General features: G+C 47.9%; 17 protein-coding genes and 1 tRNA gene. 5 read left to right on the top strand and 13 right to left on the bottom strand.

Going from position 1 to position 18,894, the window contains the following annotated elements; translation table 11 throughout:
• The first annotated feature begins 1 nt into the window (after nucleotide 1).
• Together cydB and cydX are read left to right on the top strand one after the other, a co-directional pair.
• Nucleotides 2-1,144: a cytochrome d ubiquinol oxidase subunit II gene (gene cydB, locus HUK38_RS06605; protein ID WP_182583534.1), complete on the top strand. Its 1,143-nt coding sequence runs from the start codon at nucleotides 2-4 to the stop codon at nucleotides 1,142-1,144.
• 85 nt (nucleotides 1,145-1,229) lie between these two features.
• Nucleotides 1,230-1,352, top strand: coding sequence for a cytochrome bd-I oxidase subunit CydX (gene cydX / locus HUK38_RS06600; protein WP_182583533.1), 123 nt, complete (start codon nucleotides 1,230-1,232; stop codon nucleotides 1,350-1,352).
• A gap of 56 nt (nucleotides 1,353-1,408) precedes the next feature.
• Here the strand turns inward: cydX and HUK38_RS06595 are convergent, their stop codons facing one another.
• The 4 genes from HUK38_RS06595 to HUK38_RS06580 are packed head-to-tail and all read right to left on the bottom strand — an operon-like array spanning nucleotide 1,409 to nucleotide 6,428.
• Nucleotides 1,409-2,413: a glycosyltransferase family 2 protein gene (locus HUK38_RS06595; protein ID WP_182583532.1), complete on the bottom strand. Its 1,005-nt coding sequence runs from the start codon at nucleotides 2,411-2,413 to the stop codon at nucleotides 1,409-1,411.
• Between the two features lie 2 nt (nucleotides 2,414-2,415).
• On the bottom strand, nucleotides 2,416-3,183 hold the full coding sequence (locus HUK38_RS06590; protein ID WP_182583531.1) for a sulfotransferase: 768 nt from the start codon (nucleotides 3,181-3,183) through the stop codon (nucleotides 2,416-2,418).
• On the bottom strand, nucleotides 3,180-4,949 hold the full coding sequence (locus HUK38_RS06585) for an arsenate reductase/protein-tyrosine-phosphatase family protein (protein ID WP_182583530.1): 1,770 nt from the start codon (nucleotides 4,947-4,949) through the stop codon (nucleotides 3,180-3,182). The genes HUK38_RS06590 and HUK38_RS06585 overlap by 4 nt, the downstream gene beginning before the upstream one ends.
• Nucleotides 4,950-4,994: 45 nt before the next feature.
• Nucleotides 4,995-6,428, bottom strand: a complete 1,434-nt coding sequence (locus tag HUK38_RS06580) for an oligosaccharide flippase family protein (protein WP_182583529.1) — start codon at nucleotides 6,426-6,428, stop codon at nucleotides 4,995-4,997.
• A 393-nt stretch (nucleotides 6,429-6,821) separates the two neighbouring features.
• Between HUK38_RS06580 and HUK38_RS06575 the strand changes: the two genes are divergently transcribed.
• The 3 genes from HUK38_RS06575 (at nucleotide 6,822) to HUK38_RS06565 (ending at nucleotide 10,749) form a co-directional block, all read left to right on the top strand.
• Nucleotides 6,822-7,109: a hypothetical protein gene (locus HUK38_RS06575; protein WP_238787505.1), complete on the top strand. Its 288-nt coding sequence runs from the start codon at nucleotides 6,822-6,824 to the stop codon at nucleotides 7,107-7,109.
• Nucleotides 7,110-7,131: 22 nt separating this feature from the next.
• The gene (locus HUK38_RS06570; RefSeq protein WP_238787504.1) at nucleotides 7,132-8,316 is read left to right on the top strand and encodes a TonB-dependent receptor; all 1,185 of its coding nucleotides are present in this window, start codon (nucleotides 7,132-7,134) and stop codon (nucleotides 8,314-8,316) included.
• Nucleotides 8,317-8,577: 261 nt separating this feature from the next.
• Nucleotides 8,578-10,749 (top strand): putative bifunctional diguanylate cyclase/phosphodiesterase, encoded by a 2,172-nt coding sequence (locus HUK38_RS06565; protein ID WP_182583527.1) that lies wholly within the window; start codon nucleotides 8,578-8,580, stop codon nucleotides 10,747-10,749.
• On the opposite strand, the gene hypF is transcribed toward HUK38_RS06565, so the two are convergent.
• The 9 genes from hypF to rpmI form a co-directional block, all read right to left on the bottom strand.
• Entirely contained in the window at nucleotides 10,707-13,151 is a 2,445-nt protein-coding gene (hypF, locus tag HUK38_RS06560; protein ID WP_338065369.1) for a carbamoyltransferase HypF, read from the bottom strand. The two genes, HUK38_RS06565 and hypF, sit on opposite strands and share 43 nt — an antisense overlap.
• 27 nt (nucleotides 13,152-13,178) lie before the next feature.
• Nucleotides 13,179-13,255 (bottom strand) — tRNA-Pro (locus HUK38_RS06555).
• A 102-nt stretch (nucleotides 13,256-13,357) separates the two neighbouring features.
• Nucleotides 13,358-13,786 carry a MerR family transcriptional regulator gene (locus HUK38_RS06550; protein WP_182583525.1) on the bottom strand — a complete coding sequence of 143 codons (429 nt, stop codon included), beginning with the start codon at nucleotides 13,784-13,786 and terminating at the stop codon, nucleotides 13,358-13,360.
• On the bottom strand, nucleotides 13,764-14,066 hold the full coding sequence (ihfA, locus tag HUK38_RS06545) for an integration host factor subunit alpha (protein WP_182583524.1): 303 nt from the start codon (nucleotides 14,064-14,066) through the stop codon (nucleotides 13,764-13,766). Before ihfA ends, HUK38_RS06550 begins: the two co-directional genes overlap by 23 nt.
• Nucleotides 14,067-14,115: 49 nt before the next feature.
• Nucleotides 14,116-16,557 carry a phenylalanine--tRNA ligase subunit beta gene (gene pheT, locus HUK38_RS06540; protein ID WP_182583523.1) on the bottom strand — a complete coding sequence of 814 codons (2,442 nt, stop codon included), beginning with the start codon at nucleotides 16,555-16,557 and terminating at the stop codon, nucleotides 14,116-14,118.
• 94 nt (nucleotides 16,558-16,651) lie between these two features.
• Nucleotides 16,652-16,867, bottom strand: a complete 216-nt coding sequence (locus HUK38_RS06535; RefSeq protein ID WP_182583522.1) for a hypothetical protein — start codon at nucleotides 16,865-16,867, stop codon at nucleotides 16,652-16,654.
• An 80-nt stretch (nucleotides 16,868-16,947) separates the two neighbouring features.
• Nucleotides 16,948-17,991: a phenylalanine--tRNA ligase subunit alpha gene (pheS, locus tag HUK38_RS06530; RefSeq protein ID WP_182583521.1), complete on the bottom strand. Its 1,044-nt coding sequence runs from the start codon at nucleotides 17,989-17,991 to the stop codon at nucleotides 16,948-16,950.
• A 162-nt stretch (nucleotides 17,992-18,153) separates the two neighbouring features.
• Nucleotides 18,154-18,516, bottom strand: a complete 363-nt coding sequence (gene rplT / locus HUK38_RS06525) for a 50S ribosomal protein L20 (protein ID WP_182583520.1) — start codon at nucleotides 18,514-18,516, stop codon at nucleotides 18,154-18,156.
• Nucleotides 18,517-18,637: 121 nt separating this feature from the next.
• The gene (rpmI, locus tag HUK38_RS06520; protein ID WP_182583519.1) at nucleotides 18,638-18,835 is read right to left on the bottom strand and encodes a 50S ribosomal protein L35; all 198 of its coding nucleotides are present in this window, start codon (nucleotides 18,833-18,835) and stop codon (nucleotides 18,638-18,640) included.
• Nucleotides 18,836-18,894: the final 59 nt, after the last annotated feature.

Here is an 18,894-nt window from a genome sequence, read left to right as displayed (position 1 = left end):
CATGCCATTGGATTATGAAGTACTCAAATTCATTTGGTGGGTATTGGTCGGTGTCTTATTCATCGGCTTTGCTGTCACCGATGGATTAGACATGGGCGTTGGCGGGTTATTACCCTTCTTGGGTAAGAATGACCTAGAACGGCGCGTCATTATTAACACCGTCGGGCCGCATTGGGATGGCAATCAAGTGTGGTTAATTACCGCCGGCGGCGCAATCTTTGCCGCGTGGCCATTAGTGTATGCTACAGCATTTAGCGGGTTTTATTTCGCCATGCTCTTGGCATTATTTGCGCTATTCTTTAGACCAGTTGGCTTTGATTACCGCAGTAAAATTGCCAATCCTATTTGGCGCAGCGCGTGGGATTGGGGCTTATTCATTGGCGGCGTAGTACCGGCATTAGTCTTCGGCATTGCGTTCGGCAATTTATTACAGGGCGTCCCATTCCATTTAGACGAGTTCCTGCGCCCCTATTACACCGGCAGTTTTTGGGGCTTACTCAATCCATTTGCATTATTAACGGGCGTGGTGAGCGTCGCCATGTTAATGCTGCACGGCGCATTATGGTTGCAATTGCGCACGGCTGATCCAATTGCCACTCGCGCCAAAGCCTGGGTGAAACCATTGGGATTAACGACCATTGCCACCTTTGCATTAGCCGGTATTTGGCTGACCTTTGGGATTGATGGTTTCAAAGTGGTATCAATGCCCGCATTAGATGCCGTGCCGAATCCATTAACTAAACAGGTCGTGATTGATTCGAGCGGCTGGTTAGTCAATTACCGCGATTATCCATTAACGCTGTTATTTCCAGTGCTGGGATTTGCGGGATTAGGGTTCGCGGTATCCATGTCTATTCAAGATCGCCCCGGCTTGGGGTTAATTTTGAGCGGGCTAGGCATTACCGGGATTATTATGACCGTCGGTGCGGCGATGTTCCCGTTTATTATGCCGTCTAGCACCAATCCCAATAACAGTTTAATTGCGTGGGATGCCACGTCGAGTCATTTGACATTAACGGTGATGTTTTGGGCAGCGGTGATCTTTATTCCGATCATTCTGGTCTACACCACTTGGACGTATTACAAGATGTGGCGGCGCGTGACGATTGAAGAGATTCAAGCGCAGGACACGTTAGCGTATTAACCGATCAATGAGTAAATAACGCCTGCATGACTAAGACACAATGCAAATTGCGGTCTTAGTCATTGCACATTAGCGGAGGTTGATGATGTGGTATTTTTCGTGGATTCTTGGCGTGTTATTAGCCGTTGCATTCGGCATTATTAACGTGATGTGGTATGAATCAGAGCAGTGCCACGAACCAGCGGGGGATCAGGATACGGCGGGTTAATAGAATCGGCGGGTAGTGTTTTTATGGGTATAATTGGCAAATAAATACCTACAACACTACCCGATCATTTTAAATGACAACTTATTTTTTAAGAATTGCACAACCAAATACGCAAGCCACTTGAATGAAAAACGCGCACCCAATGCCTGCCAACCAAAGTGACTACCCGCAGTATAGTTGCCAGATTTGAATAACTGTTCGGCAATGTGTTTAAGGGTGTAAACTAATTGGCATTTAGCCATGTTTCTAATGAGAGGATGTTTGGCATAAATGACCGCTTTTTCAAACACGCGGAGTTGATACAAGCGCCTGTCAACTTCTGATAAGGCCGTTGTCATATTTGATTGTTTTGATTTATCTGGCACCCGATGATGCGAAACGACATTTGGGTTAAAGATAATTTGGTTTGCTTGATTTATCGCTCTTAAATACAAGTCTCGGTCACACTCCCAACGTATGTTTTCATCCATTCCACCAATCGCAAAAAAGAGTTTTTTGCGGATAACCAAGCAATTCAAGTGACAAAAGCCATCAATATTCATCAAATTGTCAACAGACACCAGCCAAATATTTGCCGAAATAGATTTAGGCGGAAAGCGGTTAAAGGTGTTAGGCAAATTCTCAAGCCAAACTGGTTGTGTTAATGGTTTACCTAATAATAACGCTTGTTGGTTACTCATATACAAATCAATGCTAGGCATATCACACAAGTTATTTGCAACTTGTTCAAGGTAGCATGGTTCTATCCAAAAATCGTCATCATCCAGAAAACAAAGGAATTCATTTGATGCAAACTTGCTACCTTCATTTAAACTATAACTTTGCCCATGCCCTTTATCGCGTTGGGCGAGGCGTAAAAGCTTTGTTTCTATGTCAGGACGTTCACCAGCAATTGAATTAAAAAGATTATTGTAGTTTTCTGAATACTGGGCGTCAGAACCATCATCAACAACGATGATTTCAAACCCTTGATAGGTTTGATTTAATACAGAATTTAGAGCATCACCAAACAACTCAGGACGATTGCGTGTTGCTAAAATAACGCTGAATAATCCAGCCATATTTAATCCCTTGTAGCCAGTTTGTGAATGTGTGCGTCTGTAAATACCATTTCTTTTTGCGCAACACCAATAAAATCCAACAATGCTACTTGCTGCTGTCTCTCATTCAGTGATTCAGTCTGTATCAACCGAAATACCTCAGGATATTTTTGCGCAATCTTCTCACTCTCTGAGTAATAAAAATCCCAATATTGTTCAATCGCTTCACGTTTATTATTTGCGTCGAATTTTGGAAAGCATTTATCCCATACCAAATCCTTTTCCCATTCTGTCCCGTCATGTTCTTGCCAAAAATTACGCGATTCATAATAAGGTTGTCGTGTAATTAAAGCAGATAATTTATCAGCAATTTTTTTAGAGCGCCATCTCTGAATTTCTGATTTTTTTAGCCAGCTTCTCACTGTCGCCTCTTTATTTCTTTTGAGACATATAAATCTCACATTTGGGTTAACTGTAAGAATATCTTCGACATAGCTTAAATAATAAAAAGCAATATCTCCAATCAATTTAACTGATTTCATAGTACATAATTTATCATAAGCTACCGCTGCGACAGGGCGTGATAAATCCACCGTTAATTCAGATGAATTACCACCATCTAAAATACGCTGGTATTCTTCAATTGTATTGATAATTGGTCGGCGTGTACCATGAAAACGTACGCAACTCGGATTCATTTCGTGAAAACATAGCGCATCATGTTGCGCATTGATTAATTTTGCCAATGATGCAGTACCAGAGCGTCCTGAACCTAATCCAATAACAATCATTGTTTATCTCTATGTAGTTGAGTAGTTTTTATTGAATCTAAAACGTAGTTAACATTCAATACCAGTGACTGAACACAATTCTCATACTGACATCGCTGCTGCCCAAATGGATCAGCAATTTCAACAGCGCCCTGTAGGCTGTCTTTAATACCCGCCATCCCCAATAAAAACGTTTTATATTTTGCTCTGGGAAGCGCCGCAATTAACTGCTTATAATGGCAATATTCCATGACAAAAATCACATCACTTGCTGTCACCAAATCTGAATTAATACACACCGATGACCAGCTCGTCATATCCACCCCAACCTGTCGCGCCACGTTAATCATCATTGGATCAGCAGCCCGTCCAGTTTCATGATGAAACCCCGCTGACCGTATTATTAAATGCGTCTTTGGTGCAACGGTGGCAACATAGCGTTCAGCAAACGCACTGCGATTGATATTGCCATAACAAACAAATAATACTTGTTTAGCATTCTGTAGCAATGCCTTTATTTGACCACTGCGCCATGCGCGGCGTTGTTGAAATAACCAATAGCGATGATGCCACAATTGTAAAGCACGATAATAATAATCCGAAATAATGCGCCCGATGTCAATGATTCCTGGCAATGGATCACGCCAACTTTGCACATCAAAATAATGACGTGGACTAAATACCAGCAAGCTGTCACGCAATAATTGCCAGCGCGAAGGGAAATGCACTAATTCTGACGGCGCATCGTGACGCAATACCTGTTCATACCAATATAAATCACGATCTAATTTGCGACACATGACGCCAATTTTTGCTGGACGGGTAGTGGTAATAATCCCAGTTGTTAATAGCTCATATAGCATTGCAGGAAAATCAGCGCCCGCCGCGACGGCTAATGGCAATGATCCCCAAAACCGCCCATTGATTTCCATCAGTGCAAATGTTTGGGTTTGGGGATCCCATTTGAATTCAACCATTGCAACGCCATGCCAATGCAATGCTTTCATTAACTTCTGCGCTGTTGCTAATAAACATGGCTCTATTGCAACACTCATTCTTAAACTACTACCACCACCTGTTAATGGCACTTCATGCAGCCGCAAATGTTGAAAGGCATAGCGTATTTCTCCGTGATTTGCAATTAACTCAATTCCAATTCCTTGGCCAATCATGTATTCCTGAAGCAACACAGGGCCATACGGTAGATATTGTTGCAGCTTTACATTAACAGTTTCTACATCAAACGCATAGCTGACTTGTAATTGTTTTTTAGTGAATGCGTGTTCACCAATAGAACAGCCTGGCTTAATAACAACGGGTAATTTTAATCCCAAATTGGCCGCGGTGATTACGGCATGTTCTGTTGTGATTAACTGACTTTTTGGAATAGGAATTTGCAACCGTTCTGCAAGTTCTAATGTGCGCGATTTAAACAATGCAACTGCAAGTGCTGTTGGTGGCGCCATTGCAATACGTTCACGGTCTGCAGCGTTCGACAGCGTCATTAAAGGAACTAAGGTGCGCTCGGTCACTGGAATAATTAAACGATAAACATTCAACGCGATTTGAGTGCGACACCATGCAATAAAATCATCCGTCCGTGATAATGGATCAGGATATAACAAACATTGCTTAACAGTGCGTGAATAATTAGCAAGTGGTTTAGGTAGATGACTGGCAATCACCACGTCAACTTTTAATTGTGTTAATGAACGTGCAATTGTCAATGACGGCACCATATCGCCATCTAACACCAACACGGTTTCATATTGACCTATATTCTGCATTATCGTTAATTCTTTATAAAGAGCATTATTTATATTGGAGAATCATCATATTGCTAATCGAGATTTTATTTTGCTTACTAACCACAATATCTCATTTTTTATAGGATGTTGTAAAATAAATATTGCAGTGATCCAAGCGAGTGCAGCAATGCCTACACAGGCAACCAATGATAAAATACCTGTTGGTATATACCGTGTTATTAGTAATAAACTACACGCAATGGTTCCACTGACTAATAAACTTTTGCGTAATGCCATCCACAATTCTTGTAAAGAACAATTCAAGTTGTCACGCATGATATGATAAGAAAGCAGCATGGCAACTATATTACTTACGGCTAATCCAAAAGTAACGATGATTAAACCAAACTGCGTTAAAAATAATAAAAAAACGGTCTTAACGACTAGCATAATGAGTGCAAAACGTGTATCAATTGCGATACGACCTATTGCAATTAAGATTTGTGCTCTCAGATAAAATGGAACTAAAAGCATTTCTCCTAAACACAGAATTTGTACTAATATGATAGATTCATACCATTGTTCGCCATAGAGTAGTGGGATAAGTTGTGGTGCGGTGAATACCAATAAAAGCAGAAATGGCCAACCTAATACGGTAATATGACTAATTGCAAGTAAATAATGCGGAAGTAATGCCGTCTGTTGTCTTACTTGTGCGGCAAAATGTGGCATGGTAATACTGAATATTGATCGCATTAAAAACTGATTAATTAATTCCAGCAATCCAGTGGCACGACTAAAGTAGCCAACCGCTTGTACACTAAGTAATTTTCCAAAAAATAAATCTGGTAACCGCTTGCCGGTTTCATGCGCAATTGCGGTAATAACGGATAATCCACCGAAACGTAGTACTGGCCAAATTTCAAAACGACCGGGAGGTAATTTCAAATGTCGAGGACGAAAATACCAGATTAAAAATGTTCCAACTACGACATTAGCGATATTACCCCATGCTAATGAAAAATAGCTGAAGCCTAGCAGGGCTAATATAATAGATGTTAAAGTTGAGGCAGTGGCAGTGATTATTTGAACAACCGCAAGCGTTTGAAACTGTAATTCACGGCGCAGTAATCCAGCCGTTGTGGTGCCAAAAGGAATTAAAATAAAATTAACGACTAAAACATGTAGCACAGCTGCAACCGCCGGTTCATCAAAAAATTGGGCGGTCCAATCTGCTAATAACCAAACGACGACAGCTAATCCCCATGAAAACATGAAATTAACTAAACGAGCGGCGCGTAAACGTCCCCAAGTTAAGTCTTTCTCTTGTACAATGTAGCTATTGACGCCAAAATTGCGTAATAAATCAGCCAAGTTAATCAAAATCATTGATAAAGAAAAAATACCAAATTCGCTTGGTGTCAATAACCGTGCAATAATTAAAGTAGCAATAAATTGCAAAACAATTTGAAAGTAGTTAGCAAAAAAAGTTACTAATAAAGAGCGCCGAATATTCATAGAGATAGCGTATGAAATCTTATTTGAATGAATTATCAGTTGCAAAAAAGTTGCTATTGGTTGCCAATCAAAAGTGTGTTAACCTATGTAAAGCTAACCTGTCCGATGGTAAAATTTGAAAACCACCTTAGATGTTCGTGATTGAATCTCTGAGTACGCTTTTTAGCTTGTGCGTCAAACCTAATCGCTGTTAACAGCCTATCAGATATGCTCATAGACTCGATTGTTTTATCACAGGTCATTGATAGCAATCGCTGGCAATGGTGGCGCCATATTATTGTTTTTTTAATGAGTTGTAGTTGTTTGCATTTAGTTCAGGCACAAACAATAATTATTAATCCTTCTGTACATCTAACCTGCATTGATCAAAACACAGCCCGCTTGTTATTTACCATGCGTATTCAGCAATGGCCGAACCAAGAACACCTTCCCGTGCGCGTTTTTGTATTAGCGGACGATAACCCAGTACATCGTGAATTCACTAAAACGGTATTAGAAATTTTTCCTTACCAGTTACGCCACGTTTGGGATCGTCAATTATTTTCTGGTACCGGTCAAGTGCCTATTACACTGACCAGTGAACAAGAAATGATTATGTCTATTGCTAAAACACCAGGCGCCATCGGTTATGTCAGTATTTTACCAAAAAATTCTAATGTTTACACACTTCGTTTGGAATAAGTTGCGTCAACCAGCAATTGGAATGATGACGACTTATTTATTATTGCTGGCAGAGGTAACCTCAGCAGCGGAATCGTTATCAGATCAACTCCAAGTTCATGGATTTATTAGTCAAGCAGTCTTACATACGACAGAAAATCAGTGGTTAGGAGACAGCGCTCATACCTCATTTGCATTCACTGAAATTGGTGTAAATAGCTCATTACGCCTAACGCCACGACTTTTATTTTCAGGTCAAATATTATCTCGTCGTGCTGGTGAGCTATCAAATGGCACACCAACTATTGACTTCGCACTCGCTGATTTTAATTTAGTTTCTTCAACGCATAATCAAGTAGGTATTCGGGCTGGGCGTTTTAAAAATCCATTAGGATTATACAATGAAACCCGAGATGTTCCTTTTACCCGTTCCGGGATTTTTTTACCACAAGTCATCTATTTTGACAAAGTGCGTAATTTAGCATTATCGTCAGATGGTCTGCTTTTTTATAACGATTTTTATTTAGAAAATGGTAATATTTCATTTAGCCTCGGGGGCGGATGGCCATTAGTTGACACCAATGTTGAAAATGCCTATCTATTTCGCAATTTTAGTGGACAGTTACAAGCGGATAATCCCGGTTGGTTAGCAAGTTTTTGGTATAGCAATCAAAGTGAACGCTTTAAGTTAGGGTTGAGTGCTATGACGGTTGACATGCAGTTTAACCCGAATGTAAATGCCTTGCCATTCACAACACCGGGCGCTGGCCATGTAGATTTGCTGTATTTGGTAGCATCAGTACAATACAATACAGAACAGTGGTCATTTACAGCAGAATATAGCCGTGAACCCATTGAATGGCGGCAATTTGGGCAACTGTTTCCGGATTATAAAGCCAACGCTGAAGGTTACTATTTGCAAACCACTTACCGCTTTCATCCGCAATGGGAGTGGTTACTACGATACGAAGAAGGGTTTGCTAATCGTGCTGACCGTCACGGTAATGACCTTGAACAAATCTCACATGGGTTTATTAAGAAAGAAATGGGGTTTTCTAAAATTTTTTCTACGGGTTTGCGCTGGAATATCAATTCACAGTGGATGCTTCGCGCTGAATACCAATTGCACAATGGTTGCTTTATTTTGTCACCGCGTGAAAATCCTGATTTCAGTCAATTAGAACGCAATTGGAGTTTATTTACATTGCAAATTGGATTCCGATTTTGATTCACAGGATGCTAAAATTTTACCCAACGCTAAATGCAGTACGCTGTGGAAACACCTCAATTTATTTCTAAGACTACGCAATTTTTTAGCTTGCGTTGGAAAGTACTTATCAGCGTCAGTGTCGTTTTGATAATTATTAATACTGCACTAGGCTTTTATTCTTATCGGCAATTAATTAATCAATTTGAGCGTGACCAAATCCAAGTTCGTAAGCATCAGATTAATCAACTAAAAACCTTATTTACTGATCGTTACCAACAAATGTCGCAGTTGGCTAACTTATTGCCATTATTTGCGCCACCTCATCACATCACCGACCTTAAAATACAGTTACAATACGCATTAAATCAAAATGGCAGTTTATTAGATTTAGAGTGGGATATTCGTTCGATTCATTTTATTGATTTAGCTGGACGCATCACCTTATTGTGGCCGCAATCCGCACCAATCGTGCCACAAACATTATTCGCTATGGTGCAACAAACACCAGAACAAACAGCTCACTGGTTATCCTGCAAACAGGATTGTCGTCAATACCTTGCAGTGCCACAGCTTATGGCGGGTCATACCGAAGGAACATTAGTTCTTGGACGATTAGTGAGTGATGTTTTATTAGCGTTTCGTGCTTTAACAGGTGCTGATATTGCAATTACTACTGATTTATCAGCGACTAATAATCTGTTTCCGGCAGCAACCAGTCCCGAATTCTTAATTCCATTATTATCGATGCAATCACCACAGATGCTGCGTGATACTGACGCCACACATTCTCTTGCTTGGGAAAAACAGGGCGAATGGTTTGATGTGTTCCATTTAGAATTGACGCCGCAGTTATCCGCATTAATTGTTAATCGTATTACTAGTCAGCGGCAAAGTATTACCACCATTACACGCAATAGCGTTGTTATTGGATTGATTGGATTAGTTTTATCCGAGTTATTACTGCTGCTAGTGATGCACCCGCCATTAAAACGATTGCTTAAATTGACATTACTATTACCGTTGTTAGCCGAAAATCGTTTTACCGCATTAGCACAACAATTACCCAAAGTGCGTACTTGGCGATTATTGCATGATGAAATGGATGTCACCATTGCTACCGTTTTTCAATTAAACCAACGCATGGAACAACTGCAACGTGAACGCGAAACAGCGCAAATGGAGTTAATTTGGCTGGCTGATCACGATCCACTTACCGGCTTACCCAATCGGCGACTGTTTTATCGTACATTAGCCTGTGCCATTGATCGCGCTAATCGCGGTGAATCAGGCGGCGTGTTATTATTTTTTGATCTTGACCGATTTAAAGATGTAAATGACATTAGCGGCCACTTAGTTGGCGATCAGTTATTAGAAAAAATCGCCCAACAGGTAGATAACTTTATTGGTGAAGATGGATTTTTAGGGCGTTTTGGAGGCGATGAATTCGCACTGATTTTACCGCACCAAGACATTCAACACATTTATTCACAGGCAGCTGCTTTGCAAGCCAAAATTGCGCAGGTTATTCTCAATACAGATACGCAACGCTACCAATTATCTGCCAGTATTGGGATTGTGTTATTTCCTGAACATGGCAATAACATTCAAACGTTGATGGCCAATGCTGATTTAGCGATGTATCAAGCAAAACGTGCCGGACGCGGGCGGTCTCATTTATATTCTGAACAAGATGAAGGACGTGATGCAGCGCGGGCGCGGTTAGTTTGGACCGATCGTATTTTAGAGGCGCTCCATGAAGATCGGTTTGAAGTCCATTATCAACCATTATTAGAAATTGTCACTGGGCGAATTTGGCGCGCTGAAGCACTATTGCGAATGCGCGATCAACAAAACAAACTCATTTCACCGGGCTTGTTTATTCCAATTGCCGAAGAGACCGGGTTAATTAACACCCTTGACCGCTGGGTATTAACTCAAGCCATTGCGCAATTGCAGCAACACCCCGGCTTATCATTATCAGTCAATTTATCTGCCAATGCGTTAACCGATCAGCAACTCGGCGGCGATGTGCAACGGTTAATTAGAGATGCCGGCATTGACCCCGCCCGTTTAACCTTTGAAATCACCGAAACCGTGGCAATTAACAGCATGAGTAATGCAGTCAAACTGATTGATGATTTACACACGTTCGGCTGCCATTTTGCATTAGATGATTTCGGCAGCGGCTTTGCATCTTATGCGTACTTAAAACAATTACCGGTTGATGATGTTAAAATTGACGGCGCCTTTATTCGTTATTTAGATTATAATCAAGAAGACCGCATTTTTGTCCGCGCTATTGCTGAAATGGCGCACACAATGGGCAAGCGCGTGATTGCCGAATTCGTCGAATCTGCTGAAATCCTCGACATTTTGCGCGAATTAGACATTGATTTTGCCCAGGGTTATCACATTGCCCGACCCGCCCCGACCTTGCCACCGCTGACGTAACGCTGCCCCGCCACCACCGCCTGCCCCAACGCAATCCCGCCGTCGTGACACGGCACCTGCTGCGCGGTGAGTACCCGCAACCCCGCCGCCTCAGCCCGTTGTGTGATTTGTACCAACAAGCTGCGATTTTGCAACACACCACCCGCCAGCGCCAGCGTCGTGACCCCAAACCGCGCTGCCTGCTGCTGCGCACTGTCCACCAACGCCCGCGCTAAACCGGTATGAAACCGCGCCGCAATTAACGCCGGTGCCACACCCGCGATCAAATCGGCAAATAATTCCGCCCAAATTGGCGCCGGCTCCAGCACCTGTTGCTCCATTGCATCTGTTGTTATTTCAAAACAATAGCCGTCACCCGCTGCGGCCAACTGCGGCCGCGCCAACATTTCCAACGCCTGCGCGGCTTGACCGTCGTAATTAAGCTGCATGGCGTATTCTGGCAACAGCGCTGCCGCCACCGCGTCAAACAAGCGCCCGGCTGAAGAACTACGCGGACTATTGATCTGCTGCGCAATCATTTGACGGAGCAGATCAACCGGTTGCGCGAGTAATAGTTGCATAATTGGTACGTTTGACCACCGCGCAACAGCAGTTGACCACACGCCCGCCGCGTCCAGTTGCGCCAGTAAATTGCGCCAGGGTTGCGTCGCGGCGCGATCTCCGCCCGGCAACGCCACTGCTTTGAGATGCGCCACCCGTTCCGCGTGGCAATAATCACACAGTAGCAATTCTGCACCCCACAACGTCCCGTCCGCACCGTAACCCAAACCGTCCAGCGCCCAGCCGAGTACCTTGCCGCCGTGACGTGACCAGCCATGTTCTGCCAGCACGGCGGCGAGGTGCGCGTGATGATGTTGCACGAAAATTAGTGGCAACTCCGCTCGCGCTGCCCAGTCCCGCCCGTACTGTGTTGCGCGATAATCGGGGTGCAGGTCAACGGCGATCACGGCGGGTTCGAGCGCAAATAACCGCTGATATGCCGCGATCATGCGCTGATATTCGGCAAACGTGCGGGGATTATCCAAATCGCCGAGGTGCGGTGATAGCAGCGCTCGGTTGCCGGTGACAAAACAAAACGTGCTTTTTAATTCGGCCCCGAGCGCCAGCACTGTGGTATTTGTCACACAGTCGTCGGGCAAATACAGTGGCGCGGGGGCGTAACCTCGCGCTCGCCGCAACATGTGCGTTTTACCCAACAGCACGCGGGCGACGGAATCGTCCACGCGGTTAACGATGCCGCGATTGTGTAATAACAGTGCATCGGCGATGCCGCCCAGTTGCTGGTAGGCGTCAGCGTGTTCGGTGACTTGCGGCTCGGCGCTGCGATTGCCGCTGGTCATCACCAGCGGGCGCGGTTGATCGGTCAGCAGCAGCCAGTGCAGCGGGCTGTAGGGCAGCATAAAACCGAGGCTGTCTTGCCCCGGGGCGACGGCGGCGGCGAGATCGTCACCGGTGATTTGGCACGGCGGCAGGCGGTCGAGTAGCACAATCGGCGCGGCGGGGCTGGTGAGTAACTGCGCCTCGGATTCTGAGACCGCGCAGTAGCGGCGGATGGTGGTCAGATCAGCGGCCATCAGGGCGAAGGGTTTGGCGTCACGTCCTTTGCGCAGGCGGAGGCGGGCGACGGCGGCGACGTGGGCGGCATCGCAGGCGAGGTGAAATCCGCCGATGCCTTGCACCGCGACGATGCCGCCGTCACGCAACAATTGCCGCGTGGTGGCGATGACGTCGCCGTCGAGTAACGCGACCGCGCTGCCGTCGGGATGGGTGAGCGTTAATTGTGGCCCGCAACTTGGGCAGGCGTTGGGTTGGGCATGAAAGCGGCGGTCGGCGGGATCGGCGTACTCAGCGGCGCAGGTCGGGCAGAGCGGGAAGGCAGCCATGCTGGTTTGAACGCGGTCGTAGGGCAGCGCGGTGATGATGCTGAAGCGCGGGCCGCAGTGGGTGCAGTTGGTGAAGGCGTAGCGGTAGCGGCGGTTGGCCGGATCAGTGAGATCAGCGCGGCAGGCGGCGCAGGTGGCGATGTCGGGGATGATGCCGGTGTGAACAGCGGTGGCGGCGCTGGCGATGATGTGAAAATCAGTTAGTGACGCGGGCGGGGGGTGATTTAACCGCCGGCGCTCGATGGCGGTGATCTGTGCCAGCGGTGGGCAGTCGCGTTGCAGGGCGGCGCAGAATTGGTCAAGTGCTGACGCGCTGGCGCTCCACACTTCAATCAACACGCCGTCACCGTCGTTTTGCACTGTGCCGATTAAATGCAACGCCCGGGCGCAGTGCCAGACGTGTGGCCGAAAACCGACGCCCTGCACGAGGCCGCGAATGCGGATGGTGGCGGCGTTGCTGAATGGCGTCATCGGTGCGGCGCTGTGCAAATCAATCACCCATAAAAAAACGCGATGCACTTTTAAGTTACATCGCGTTTTTATAATTGGTCCGGGCAGCAGGATTTGAACCTGCGACCCCCACAACCCCATTGTGGTGCGCTACCAGACTGCGCTATGCCCGGAATGTCTGTTTCTTTTTGCATTTAAACAGTGTCAACGCCGACATTCTACCCGAGAGCGCCGCCGTTTGCCACTCGTCGTTGCGGTGGACAAGTTGTCCTAAGTCAATGCAGCCGCCGTTTCAACTCCTGCAACACCTGCTCCAACTCGCCGCGCAACTGCTTAACAATTTGCTGGCGCTGGGCGGGATCAATTTTCGGCGCCGGTGGATCGGCTGACGGTGGTGCGGCGGCAGCCACGGCGGCGGCGGCAGTGGCACTAGTCAACTGCTGGCGCGCCCCGCCGATGGTGAAGCCGTGATCGTAGAGCAGGCTGCGAATTTGGCGCACCAACAGCACATCATGGCGTTGATAATAGCGCCGATTACCGCGCCGTTTGACGGGTTTTAATTGCGGGAATTCCTGCTCCCAATAGCGCAGCACATGCGTTTTAACATCGCATAATTCGCTGACCTCGCCGATAGTGAAATACTTCTTGCTCGGGATCGGTGGCAACTCATCATTGGTGCAGCTATGGCTGTTCGTGTCCGGCATAGGCTTCGACCCGCGACTTCAGTTTTTGTCCTGGCCGGAAGGTGACAACGCGCCGAGCGGAGATCGGAATCTCCTCACCCGTTTTCGGATTTCGCCCGGGACGCTGTTTTTTTTCGCGCAGATCGAAGTTCCCAAACCCAGAGAGCTTCACCTGCTCGCCACGTTCTAACGCACCTCGAATTTCTTCAAAAAACATCTCTACCACATCTTTGGCTTCGCGTTTGTTCAAACCCAGTTCTGCATAGAGGTGTTCAGCCATATCGGCCTTGGTCAGTGACATTTTGTTTGGATCCTTGCCGTTGGATAGTCAGTTGCAAGCTGTCACGCAGTCATCCCCTGACCTGTGCGCCAACATCGTGCGCCAATCGTTCTAACACCCGGGCGATGAGTGCATCGCTCTCCTCATCTGCAAGTGTCTTGGAAAACGATTGTAAAATCAATCCCAAAGCAAGACTTTTTCGTGTTGATTCGATACTTTCGCCGCTATAGCGGTCAAAAATAACAAGTTGTCGTAACCAATCGCCCGCCGCGGCGCGAATACTTGTCACAATATCCGCATAAGCCACGCCCGCATCCACCACAATTGCCAGGTCGCGCCGCACCGACGGATATTTGGACAGCGGCGCAAAGTGCGGCTTGCGACCGTCGCCCAATGCCGCCAACGCCAGTTCAAACAAATACAGCGCCGGCGGTAATTCCAACTGCGCCGCCAAGCGCGGATGCACCATGCCCAGCCAGCCAACCAGTTGCCCATTGCGCAGGATTTGCGCGCTCTGCCCCGGATGCAGCGCCGCGTGATCTGCCACTTGCCAATCAACATCTGCCGCCCAACCCGCGCCAGTCAGCGCCAGCACCGCCTCAACGTCACTTTTGGCGTCATAAAAATCCACCGCCTGCGCCGTCACGCCCCACTGCTCGGGCAACACGCTACCCGTGACCAACCCGGCTAACATCGCCTCCTGCTGCAATTCACCCGCGCTGTCCAGCCGAAACCGCAATCCAGTTTCAAAAATCCGCACCCGCCCCTGCTGCCGCGTCAAATTCTGCTGCGCGGCTTGCATTAACCCCGGCCATAAACTGGTGCGCATCTCCGCCAATTCGGCTGAAATTGGATTGGAAAGCGCCAGCACCGGCTGATCGGGAAACAGCGCCCGCTGGGCGGTCGGGTTGACAAAACTGTAGGTGATGACCTCGTGGTAGCCGCGAGTCACCAGCCGTGCGCGTGCCACGTTGAGATCAAACGCCGCCTCGGGCGTCGCCCGCGTGACCGTGGCCGAGCGCCCGCGTTGCACGGGAATTCGGTTGTAGCCGTAAATGCGCCCAAGTTCGGCGATCACGTCCACTTCGCGCTGCAAATCGGGGCGAAAACTCGGCACCGTGACTTGCCAACTGAATTCCCCCCCGCCGATTTCCCCCCGTTGCAAAAGGGGGGCAGGGGGGATTTCCACGCTCGCCGTGAGCGTCAACCCCAGCCGCGTCAAAATATCCACCACCGTCACCGCGTCGAGCGTCACCCCCAACACCTGACCGATGCGCTGCTGGCGCAGGGTGATGGTCGGCGGCACGGGCAAATCGGTGGGCGAATGCACCTCCACCACCGGCCCCGGTGCCCCGCCGGCAATACTCAGTAACAACGCGGTTGCCCGTTCCAGCGCCGTCATTTGCAACTGCGCATCCACGCCGCGCTCGAACCGATGTGAGGCGTCGGTGTGCAACCCGTAACTGCGCGCCCGCCCGGCAATGGCCGCCGGTGCAAAAAACGCGCTCTCCAGTAGCACCGAAGTCGTGGTCGCCGTCACCGCCGTTGTCAACCCGCCCATGATGCCGGCCAACGCAATTGCGCCGCTATCGTCGGCGATCACGAGCGTATCCGGGCGCAACGTGACCGTTTGTTCATTTAACAACGTCAACGGCTCATCGGCGCGAGCGAAGCGCACCTGAATTGCCCCCGCCAATTTGGCCGCGTCGAACGCATGTAACGGCTGCCCGAGTTCCAGCAAAACGTAATTGGTCACGTCCACCAGCGGACTGATGGCGCGCAACCCACTGCGGCGCAGGCGCTCGCGCAGCCACAGCGGCGTCACCGCGTCGGGATTGAGATTTTCAATTAAACGGCAGGCGTAACGCGGGCAGGCGGCGGGGGCGTGTAATTTTACCGCCCAACTGCGGTCGTGTTCGGGCGACACGGCGGCGTAAATCGGCGGCGGCGTGAGCGTTAAACCGTTAATCACCGCCACCTCGCGGGCAACGCCGGCGATGCTCAAACAATCGCTGCGGTCGGGCGTCAAGTTCAATTCAATCGCCTGATCGTCCAAACCCAACACGGCGCGCACGTCCGCCCCGACCGTCGCGTTATCGGGTAACGGTAAAATGCCGCTGGAACTCTCGGCTAATCCCAACTCGGTGGCCGAGCAGATCATGCCGTGCGATTCGACGCCGCGTAACTTGGCTTTTTTAATCTTGACATCGCCGGGCAGCACCGCGCCGACTCGTGCCAAAGCAACTTTCATACCCGCCGCCACATTCGCCGCGCCGCACACGATGGGCAGCGGGGCGCCGTCGCCCACCGCGACTTGGCACAGGTGCAATTTAGCCGCGTCCGGGTGCGCTGCGACGCTCACCACGTCACCGACCACCACGCCGCTAAATGCTGGCGCGACCGCGTCAATTGCTTCGACCTCTAAACCGGCCATGGTTAATTGCTCGGCCAGCGCCGCCGTGGCAATTGGTGGGTCAATCCAGTCGCGCAGCCAGGCTTCACTAAAACGCATTGAATAAATCCATCCTGTGGTGAAATGAAATTAGAATGATAAAAGCAATTAAGATGTCTCGCGCCGCTCGACTCGAAATGACAGCCAAGTGGTTTTAATTCGATTCAGCCAAGACATGTGCATCGCAGTCAATTACAATTGAAGTTTTTTGTATCTCGAACGGCGGCCGAGTCACAGATGCGGTCGGTTTAATAGATTCCCATTCCTGATCAGTGAATGGACATGCATCCGCATCAGAGAGCGCCGCTTGATGCAAAATATAATCTTCATCGGGTGTGGGAATAATTGTTCCCGGTTTAAGCTGCGGCATAACGATTCAACTCTGGTCAGCAGTTTATGAGCAACGCAGTCTAATAAAAACGACATAAACTCTTTGCAAAGGAATAAAGATCAAGCGAATTGCGCGAGGAATCGCAAATCATTTTCAAAGAATAACCGTAAATCATCTACGCCATAACGCAGCATCGCTAATCGTTCGACGCCCATGCCAAACGCATAGCCCAAATAACGCTCGCTATCAATACCAACGCTGCGGAAGACTTCGGGATAAATCATGCCGCAACCTAATACTTCTAACCAACCGGTTTGTTTGCAAATACGGCAACCCGCGCCACCGCATTTCACGCATTGCACATCCACTTCTGCGGATGGTTCAGTGAATGGAAAATACGACGGCCGAAAACGTAATTGCAAATCATCTTGTTCAAAAAACTGACTTAAAAAATCGTATAACACGCCTTTCAAATCGGCAAAGGTCGCCTGTTCATCTACTAAAAACCCTTCGACTTGATGAAACATTGGCGTATGGGTTAAATCAGAATCGCAGCGATAAACGCGCCCCGGTGCAATGATTCTTAATGGCGGCGCTTGCGTTTCCATCACCCGAATCTGCACTGGCGAGGTGTGCGTTCTTAATAACCGTCCGTCGGGAAAATAAAAGGTATCGTGCATAGCACGGGCGGGATGTGATTCGGGGATATTTAATGCCGCGAAATTATGATAATCATCTTCAACTTCCGGCCCTTCGGCAATAGTAAAGCCAGCGTTGACAAATAACTTTTCAATCCGTTGCAGGGTGCGGGTAATTGGATGCAATCCACCCGCTGTATGACCACGCCCGGGCAAGGTCACGTCCACTTGTTCACTATTCAACCGCGCAACCAGCGCGATCTCTTCTAATACCGCCCGCCGCATGTCAATTAACTGCTGCGCCGTCACCTTTGCTTGGTTAATTGCCGCGCCGGCCGCGGGGCGTTGATCGGCCGGTAATTGCCCCAACGATTTTAAGAGCGCGGTTAATTGACCATTTTTACCCAAATAACGCACCCGCACCTCATCTAATTGCATTAGGGTTTGCGCGGTGGCGACGTCAGTTGCGATCTTGTCATTTAATTCGGTTAAATCAGGTACCAAGTCAGCAGCGGGCGTGGTCATGGGTCAGATGTCCAATTAAATAAAGTGAATACAGGTGGGGTAGTTGCGGCAAAAGATGCAGATAATTTTATTCGATAAAATACGCAGCGGAGCGCATGTAGCGTCAATTGATTGGGGTGTTAGTTCAATTGACAATGCGCACCGCTGCCAGCATTAAAACAATTACGCTGGTGTTAATGCCCCCCGTGCCTGCTCCACCAATGCCGCAAATGCCGGTTCATCGTTATACGCCAATTCAGCTAATATCTTACGATCAATTTCTAATCCTGCTTTATGCAAGCCTTCCATAAAACGGCTATAAGAAATCCCACATTGACGAGCGCCGGCGTTAATACGCACAATCCACAACGCACGGAATTGACGTTTCTTTTGCCGCCGATCCCGATACGCATATTGACCGGCTTTAATCACCGCTTGCTTGGCAACGCGATAAACTTTACTCCGAGCGCCGTAATAACCCTTCGCTTGATCTAATATCTTTTTATGGCGGGCATGTGCTGTTACGCCACGTTTTACTCTTGGCATCTCAATTCCTCAGTGAAAATCAGCCAATGAACCAGCCGCGCTGTGTGATTGAAAATTGTCACAACTGGATACGCGGCTATTCAACAAATTTTGAATTAATCTCAATCAACCACTATTGCAGTTAACAATACGGCAGCATCCGATGCGCGGCGCGCACATCGCTTTTATGTAATAAATGCACCGCCCTCAATTGACGTTTCCGCTTGGTTGTTTTTTTAGTCAAAATATGCCGCCGATGAGAGGCATTGCGTTTAAATCCACCATTCGCCGTGCGGGCAAAACGCTTGGCCGCGCCGCGATTTGATTTTAATTTGGGCATTTTAATCTCCTGAGTGAGTCAATAAAAAAGGAGAGAAAACAACCAAGCGGAAGCCCACC

The organism is Thiospirillum jenense (assembly GCF_014145225.1).
In the GTDB taxonomy this organism is placed as follows: domain Bacteria; phylum Pseudomonadota; class Gammaproteobacteria; order Chromatiales; family Chromatiaceae; genus Thiospirillum; species Thiospirillum jenense.
This window is presented reverse-complemented; position numbering and strand designations above follow the sequence as displayed.

What these genes read in the sequence shown, in the direction of transcription:
- cydB (WP_182583534.1), top strand. Translation starts at nt 2, where the DNA reads ATGCCATTGGATTATGAAGTACTCAAATTCATTTGGTGGGTATTGGTC.
- cydX (WP_182583533.1), top strand. Translation starts at nt 1,230, where the DNA reads ATGTGGTATTTTTCGTGGATTCTTGGCGTGTTATTAGCCGTTGCATTC.
- HUK38_RS06595 (WP_182583532.1), bottom strand. Translation starts at nt 2,413, where the DNA reads ATGGCTGGATTATTCAGCGTTATTTTAGCAACACGCAATCGTCCTGAG.
- HUK38_RS06590 (WP_182583531.1), bottom strand. Translation starts at nt 3,183, where the DNA reads ATGATTGTTATTGGATTAGGTTCAGGACGCTCTGGTACTGCATCATTG.
- HUK38_RS06585 (WP_182583530.1), bottom strand. Translation starts at nt 4,949, where the DNA reads ATGCAGAATATAGGTCAATATGAAACCGTGTTGGTGTTAGATGGCGAT.
- HUK38_RS06580 (WP_182583529.1), bottom strand. Translation starts at nt 6,428, where the DNA reads ATGAATATTCGGCGCTCTTTATTAGTAACTTTTTTTGCTAACTACTTT.
- HUK38_RS06575 (WP_238787505.1), top strand. Translation starts at nt 6,822, where the DNA reads ATGCGTATTCAGCAATGGCCGAACCAAGAACACCTTCCCGTGCGCGTT.
- HUK38_RS06570 (WP_238787504.1), top strand. Translation starts at nt 7,132, where the DNA reads ATGATGACGACTTATTTATTATTGCTGGCAGAGGTAACCTCAGCAGCG.
- HUK38_RS06565 (WP_182583527.1), top strand. Translation starts at nt 8,578, where the DNA reads ATGTCGCAGTTGGCTAACTTATTGCCATTATTTGCGCCACCTCATCAC.
- HUK38_RS06550 (WP_182583525.1), bottom strand. Translation starts at nt 13,786, where the DNA reads ATGCCGGACACGAACAGCCATAGCTGCACCAATGATGAGTTGCCACCG.
- ihfA (WP_182583524.1), bottom strand. Translation starts at nt 14,066, where the DNA reads ATGTCACTGACCAAGGCCGATATGGCTGAACACCTCTATGCAGAACTG.
- pheT (WP_182583523.1), bottom strand. Translation starts at nt 16,557, where the DNA reads ATGCGTTTTAGTGAAGCCTGGCTGCGCGACTGGATTGACCCACCAATT.
- HUK38_RS06535 (WP_182583522.1), bottom strand. Translation starts at nt 16,867, where the DNA reads ATGCCGCAGCTTAAACCGGGAACAATTATTCCCACACCCGATGAAGAT.
- pheS (WP_182583521.1), bottom strand. Translation starts at nt 17,991, where the DNA reads ATGACCACGCCCGCTGCTGACTTGGTACCTGATTTAACCGAATTAAAT.
- rplT (WP_182583520.1), bottom strand. Translation starts at nt 18,516, where the DNA reads ATGCCAAGAGTAAAACGTGGCGTAACAGCACATGCCCGCCATAAAAAG.
- rpmI (WP_182583519.1), bottom strand. Translation starts at nt 18,835, where the DNA reads ATGCCCAAATTAAAATCAAATCGCGGCGCGGCCAAGCGTTTTGCCCGC.